Raw genomic sequence first — 5,923 nt, forward strand, 5'->3', positions numbered from 1 at the left:
CAGTTGCGCTCGCGTCACACACCACGGTCTACCGGATCAGGACCCGCCGCGAAGGTGAATCACACAGATTGATCACGACCGAATACGTGCCCTAGGGCGCTTGACGGCCCCGTCCGCGTCCGCAGAGTCGGACGAGGTCGTGATCGCCCCGCAGAAGACGATCTAGCGATCCTGCTGGTCGGCCGCTGACCCCGGCCGCCACATGAAGGTCGGCGGAGTCGTCTCCGCCGACGAGCAGTCACCTCACGCGGCCCGCCGGCACCGACCAAGCGGGCCGCCACCAACGTCCACCAGCGGTGGCCGCCGCTCTCGGCGGTCAGGAAGGAGAGCACGCCCAACGCTGGCCCAAAGAGAAGCGGGACGCCGGAGACGTCCCCGAACTCTGACCCAACGCCCGCGCCTGATTAAACCCAGAAAACCGGCGTCCGTCTGTCAGTGCATTCTCACCGGCAGACGGACGCCGCCGCATTTGCACCCGCCCCTTTTCCACAGGCAACACCAGGGGCGATCCCAGCATGACCAGAAAGACCACCCAACAGGAAACCTGCCCGCTCCACACCAAATACACGGCACGCAATCCCGGAGCCTGCCCCATCACCCAACACAGCACAATCCAGGACCACCTGCGCGCACTCCTCGACCGCGAGGCCGGCCAACCACTCGACCCCACCCGCCACTGGCCCCACGACCGAGCAACCCGCCGCGCCATCCGCTCCCTCGCCGGCCGGATGGACCTGCGCCCCCGGACGCTGCGCCGCCACGCCAGGGGCACCCGCTGGCCCGCCGGAGCGCACGGGCGGGCCGTGGTCGACCGCTGGGTCCGGGCTGAGTTCTGCCTGGACCGGATCGTCGAGCGAGAGGCCAGAGAGGCCCGCCTCGACGCCTTGGCCGCCGTCAGCGCGCCGCAGCCACACTCAACACCCGGGCCAGCAACGAGGCCCGCCAAGCGGCCCTTCGCCGCCACCTCGGAGACTGACGGCCGACCACCCGCCAGCACTGCAACACGGGGTGCAACGCACGTGCAACGCGGGGTGCAACACAACGTCAGTGTTGCACCCCTGACCTGCGCAAATACCCCGCATGGCGGGCCCGGCGACCGCGTTGCACCCCCGCGTTGCCCGCGGAGCGGGTCCCTCCGGGCCTTCGGCTCTTCTGACCTGTGACAGCGAAGTCGGGACGGTTGTCACCGAAGTTGGGAACAGCGCCGGTTTGTGACAACGAAGTTGGGAAGCACTCGCGCAAGCGGTGCGCCCAGGCCTTCAATCGGACGTCGTGCCCGGGGACCACACGCCGAGCCACTGCTCGGCGCCGTAGTCCTCGAACCGCTCCACCTCGGTGAACCCCAGCTTCGCCGCGACCCGCATCGACGCCTCGTTGGCGGTCTGGCTGGAGAGCACCACCGGCTCGCCGGGATGCGCGTCGGCGAACCAGTCGAGCGCCGCTGCGCACGCCTCGGTGGCGTACCCGCGTCCCCACGCCTGCGGCAGGAACATGTAGCCGAGCTCGGGCTCCCCACCTTCCGGACGGATGTGACCCTTGCGCTCCGGGTCGCGCCGATCGAGCGTGATCATGCCGATCGTTGTTCCGTCCAGCTCCACCACGAAGAAACCGAAGCGCTGCCCGGGCACCTCGGGCATCGCACGCTCGAGCTCGTCACGCGGCCGAGCGCCGCCGACGTAGGTGCCCACCTCAGGTGAGGCGACCAGGTCGATCAGCGCCGCACGGTCCCGGGCCTCGGACTCGCGGACCACGAGCCGCTCCGTCTTGATCGGGGCAGGTGGCCAGGCGACGGGGTGCACGGTGATCTCATCCGACATGGGACCGCTCCTCATCCTCTCGGCCACACGGTTCGACCTCGCATGGCCACTGCGGGCAACGACTACTGACGTCGCCACACATCGAGACGCGCTCCGACGAGATGCCAGTTGCGTGCGCCTGTCGGGGTACGAGTTCATCCGCAGAGCGAGGTACGAGCTCATGTGCATAGTCTCGGTCGGAGGTGCTTGATCCCTGACAGATGGCGAGTTATAAGCAGCCAGTCCGGGGGTGTCGTTCTGGGAGCCCCGCTGTCGGACCGCGTTTGGGATATGCGGCGTGGGACGATCGGTCGGTGACTCGACTCGTAGATTCTGCCTGCTCCCTGGAGGAGCTTGAGCGCGACCGCTGGCCGACCCCGGCGGCTGGCGCGAGCCGTCTCGTCGCGACGGTGCATGCGCTTCGGCGTCGGCCAATCGGCGAGCTGACCGTCGAGGACATGCGTCTGTTGATCCGACAGGACGTGGGCCTTGCTCATCTCCTGCCGCTGGCTGTGGAGGTACTGCGGGACGACCCGATGGCAGAGGGCGACATGTACGAGGGTGACCTGCTGTCCGCCGTGCTCGCCAGGAGTCCAGCGGTCTGGAGCCAGCGGCCCGAGCTCGCCCGGAAGCTCGGCGTGATCGTCTCGGAGTCGGCCGATCTGCCGCCCTCCTTGAAGCAGGAGGCTGCGAGGTTCCTGGCTCTGATTTCTTGATGACGCGGGCCGGGGCCGGGCTCCTCTCGTAGTCACGCGGCGACGATGAACCACTTGCCGCCCTTGACCTTCTCACCCGCCGGCCGAGGCGATTATCCTGCCGAGTCCGCCGATGTGGAGGGTGACTCTGAACGGGTGGTCCGCCTCGGCCGAGGTGCGATCACCGATGGTTAGATGCCGACCAGGGCGCCTTCGAGGGTGGAGAGCTGGCTGCGCAGACGGTAGCTCTGGCCGTTGATGGGCAGTGTGGTGCAGTGGTGCAGGAGGCGGTCGAGGATGGCGGTGGCGATGACTTCGTCGCCGAAGACCTGGCCCCACTCGCTGTAGGTCTTGTTCGAGGTCAGCAGGATCGGGGCCTTTTCATACCTTTTCGAGACGACTTGGAACAGCAGGTTGGCGTCGTCCCGGGTCAGGGTCTGGTAGCCCACTTCGTTGATCACGAGGACGCTGGAGCGCAGGTAGGTTCGCATCTTGGTGGTGAGCCGGCCGACGGCGTCGGCGGCGCGGAGGTTGCGGACCATGTCGTCGGGGGTGGTGAAGTAGACCGAGTAGCCTGCCCGGCAGGCCGCGACCGCGAGGGCGACGGCCAGGTGTGTCTTGCCCACCCCGGGTGGGCCCAGAAAAGCGGCGTTGGAGCGGGTCTCGATGAACGCGAGGGTGGCCAGGTCCTTGACCTTGCGGGCGTCGAGGTCGGGTTGGAAGGCGAAATCGTAGTCGTCCAGTGTCTTGTGATGTGGCAGCTTCGACAGCCGCAGGTTCTGGCGGAAGCGGCGGTCGTCGCGGACGGCGAGTTCTTCGGACAGGGCGAGGTCGAGGAAGTCGAGGTAGCCCATCTTCCCGGCGTCCGCGCGGCTGGTGAGGTGGTCCAGACTGCAGGCCAGGTGGGGCAGGCCGAGCTTGGCGGCGGTGGCCCGGATGCGGTGGGTGACCAGCTCGCTCACCGTGCCCCACCAGCCGTCAGATCGTCACGGATGGCCAGCGCGGTGATGCCGAGCGCGTCGGTGAAGCCGCCTGGAGCGGTGGCGGGACGCTCCCCACGGGCGGTGAGGAAGCCCGCCAGGGTCCTGTGGACGTCCTCGCCGGCCCGGCTGAAGAACTCCTCGGTGAGTTCCAGGAGATGGGCGGCGTTCAGGGCCCACTCCCGCCAGTACTCCGGGGTGCCGGGCAGGGCGGCGGCCTGGTCGTGGTGGTCGGTCACGCGGTTTCCTTCTCGGTCGTGGCGCTGGTGGTACCCGGCACCGGGGCCAGGCGGATCGGGCGGACGCCCGCGATCTCGTCGTAGAACTGCAACGGGCGTCTGCCGACCGGGATTTGGTCGGCTCCGGTGCGGTGCAGCAGGTCCTGAAGCGGGCTCGTGGAGGACTCCGGGGCCCGGCCGACGTGCCGTTCGGCGGTGTCGCCGGCGGTGACGGCCCGGGTGTGGCCGTCGGGCAGGCCGTCCCAGTGGGACATGTCGATGACCCACTGGCCGCGGACGGCGGCCCGGGGGTGGACGGCGAGCAGGGTGGAGCCGGTCGCATCGGCGGTCAGCAGGTGCAGGGAGACGGTGTCGTGGCCGGAACGGACCTCGACCAGCTGGCGGCGGCGGATCCGGCGGGCCGGCACCGAGTAGAGGCTGGCCTCGAAGGCGACCAGGCAGTTCTTGCCGACGTAGCGCAGGTGCCGGTCGGCGACGATGTAGGGACAGGCCGGAAGTGGCCGCAGGGCCGCGTGGTCGCGGGCCGCGCGGACCCCGATCACCTCCCCGTGGGTGCGGTGGGTGCGCGATCGCCGCAACGGCACCCACGCCGCGAACGCGGCGTCCAGTTCCATCAGCGAGGCGAAGCCGCGTCCGGCCAGCACGTGGTCGCGCACGATCGTCACCTGCCGCTCGACCCGACCCTTGCCGGTCGGACGGTAGGCCGCCAGGACATCGATGTCGAAGTCGTAGTGCCCGGCGAACGCGACCGCTTCCGGATGCAGCGGGACCGCCTGGCCCGGGGCCACGTGCCGCCGCACCACGGTCTTCGTGCGGTCGTAGACGATCGTCTTCGGGACACCGCCGAAGTGCGCGAACGCCCGCCGGTGGCAGTCCCAGAACGTCGCCAGGTCCATGCTCGTGGTGAAGCAGCAGAACGGGTCCCGCGAGTAGGACAGCACCATGTGGAAGGAGTAGACCTTCCGGATGCCGGCCCGGGTGAGGATCCCGCCTTCGTCGCCCCAGTCCACCTGGGCCTGGGCCCCAGGGAAGACCTCGAAGCGGCGGTGCAGGCCGTCCATGTCCGCCAGCCCCAGCCCGAGCTCGGCGGCGATGCGTGGCCGGGCCTCCTGCAGGTACATCTTGACGCGCTGGTAGTGGCCGGTGAAGCCGTAGGTGTCGACCAGACGCTCGTGGATCACCGTGCCCTTGAGTGTGATGTCCGCCCGCAGCCAGGCGTCGACCACCGGCGCGTACGGCACGATCACCTGCGGGATGCAGCCCTTGCGCGGCGTCCCGCGTTCGGGCACCACGGTCCCGGGCTGGTCCAGGTACTTCTTGACGGTCCGCCAGTTCGTCCCGGTCTCCCGGGCGATCTCGGAGATGCTCATCCCGGCCTCACGCAGGGCCCGGAAACGACGTAGGTCCATCCAACGCTCCGTCTGCAGGATCATAGAGACGGGTCACCTTTCGCTCCTTTCATCACACACCCGAGCGAAGGGTGACCCACTTCATGAACCCGACATCACGACACGCCGGGGAACCTCTGCATTTGAACCCGTACGCACCTCTGCACATGAGGTCGTACCCCGACAGCAGGGCGTGTTCGGGGGAAGCACGGCAAGTTCACCGGCCCGACAGCTCCTCAAACAGGGCGATGAGCTGTCTCGACGCGTGATCGACCGCTTGCTCGCGACCACGCCCGAGGGCCGGGCGTGCGGACGAAAGCAGCGAAGCAATGCCAAGTTGGTTCCACCGATGCCAGGTGATCTTCATCACTGCGTGATCAACAGCGGGATGCCCGCGATGACGAACCCATAGGTTGTGGCCGACCCATTGGCCACTTGGGGGGCGTGATGAAACCTCTACGACGCTCTGGCATGCATATGCCAGGGCTGCTCAGTTCTGTGCTGGTGCTTGCCATGCTGTTCGGAGCGGGCGTGTCTGCCGGAACCGCTGCGGCGAAGACGGCGGCGGCGCCGTCTGGCTCGGCGTCCGCCTCGGGCCCGAAACCGGAGCTACGGCAGGCGCCCATGACGCTGGCGGAGCGCCGGGAACAGATCCGGAACATACGTGACGCGGTGGCGCATTCGGATACGGCCGTGCCACAGGCAGCCAGGCGGAGCGCGAGCAGGTCTAAGTGGGCGTTTAGGGATGGTTTGCGACGAGAGTTTTGATCGGTTTTGTCGCATTCGTCACCAAGGTGCATGACGTGAAATGCCCGGAAGCTCCGC

6 protein-coding genes are annotated in these 5,923 nt (G+C 68.3%); 1 reads left to right on the forward strand and 5 read right to left on the reverse strand.

The features are described 5' to 3' along the window. Positions 1–1,259: 1,259 nt before the first annotated feature. A complete protein-coding gene (locus ACWCXH_RS39530; protein WP_449806358.1) occupies positions 1,260–1,817 on the reverse strand; it encodes a GNAT family N-acetyltransferase in 558 nt (185 codons plus the stop codon). Between the two features lie 293 nt (positions 1,818–2,110). Between ACWCXH_RS39530 and ACWCXH_RS39535 the strand changes: the two genes are divergently transcribed. After that, positions 2,111–2,512: a contact-dependent growth inhibition system immunity protein gene (locus tag ACWCXH_RS39535; RefSeq protein WP_449806359.1), complete on the forward strand. Its 402-nt coding sequence runs from the start codon at positions 2,111–2,113 to the stop codon at positions 2,510–2,512. Between the two features lie 170 nt (positions 2,513–2,682). Here the strand turns inward: ACWCXH_RS39535 and istB are convergent, their stop codons facing one another. From istB to ACWCXH_RS39555, 4 genes are all read right to left on the reverse strand, one after another. Then, positions 2,683–3,453, reverse strand: coding sequence for an IS21-like element helper ATPase IstB (gene istB / locus ACWCXH_RS39540; protein ID WP_449806360.1), 771 nt, complete (start codon positions 3,451–3,453; stop codon positions 2,683–2,685). Then, on the reverse strand, positions 3,450–3,710 hold the full coding sequence (locus ACWCXH_RS39545) for a hypothetical protein (protein WP_449806361.1): 261 nt from the start codon (positions 3,708–3,710) through the stop codon (positions 3,450–3,452). Before ACWCXH_RS39545 ends, istB begins: the two co-directional genes overlap by 4 nt. Further along, entirely contained in the window at positions 3,707–5,119 is a 1,413-nt protein-coding gene (istA, locus tag ACWCXH_RS39550) for an IS21 family transposase (protein ID WP_449806362.1), read from the reverse strand. Before istA ends, ACWCXH_RS39545 begins: the two co-directional genes overlap by 4 nt. Positions 5,120–5,315: 196 nt before the next feature. Continuing rightward, positions 5,316–5,465, reverse strand: a complete 150-nt coding sequence (locus tag ACWCXH_RS39555; protein WP_449806363.1) for a hypothetical protein — start codon at positions 5,463–5,465, stop codon at positions 5,316–5,318. Positions 5,466–5,923 lie beyond the last annotated feature (458 nt).

Source organism: Kitasatospora sp. NPDC001660, assembly GCF_053596725.1.

What these genes read in the sequence shown, in the direction of transcription:
- ACWCXH_RS39555 (WP_449806363.1), bottom strand. Translation starts at nt 5,465, where the DNA reads ATGAAGATCACCTGGCATCGGTGGAACCAACTTGGCATTGCTTCGCTG.
- ACWCXH_RS39530 (WP_449806358.1), bottom strand. Translation starts at nt 1,817, where the DNA reads ATGTCGGATGAGATCACCGTGCACCCCGTCGCCTGGCCACCTGCCCCG.
- istA (WP_449806362.1), bottom strand. Translation starts at nt 5,119, where the DNA reads ATGGACCTACGTCGTTTCCGGGCCCTGCGTGAGGCCGGGATGAGCATC.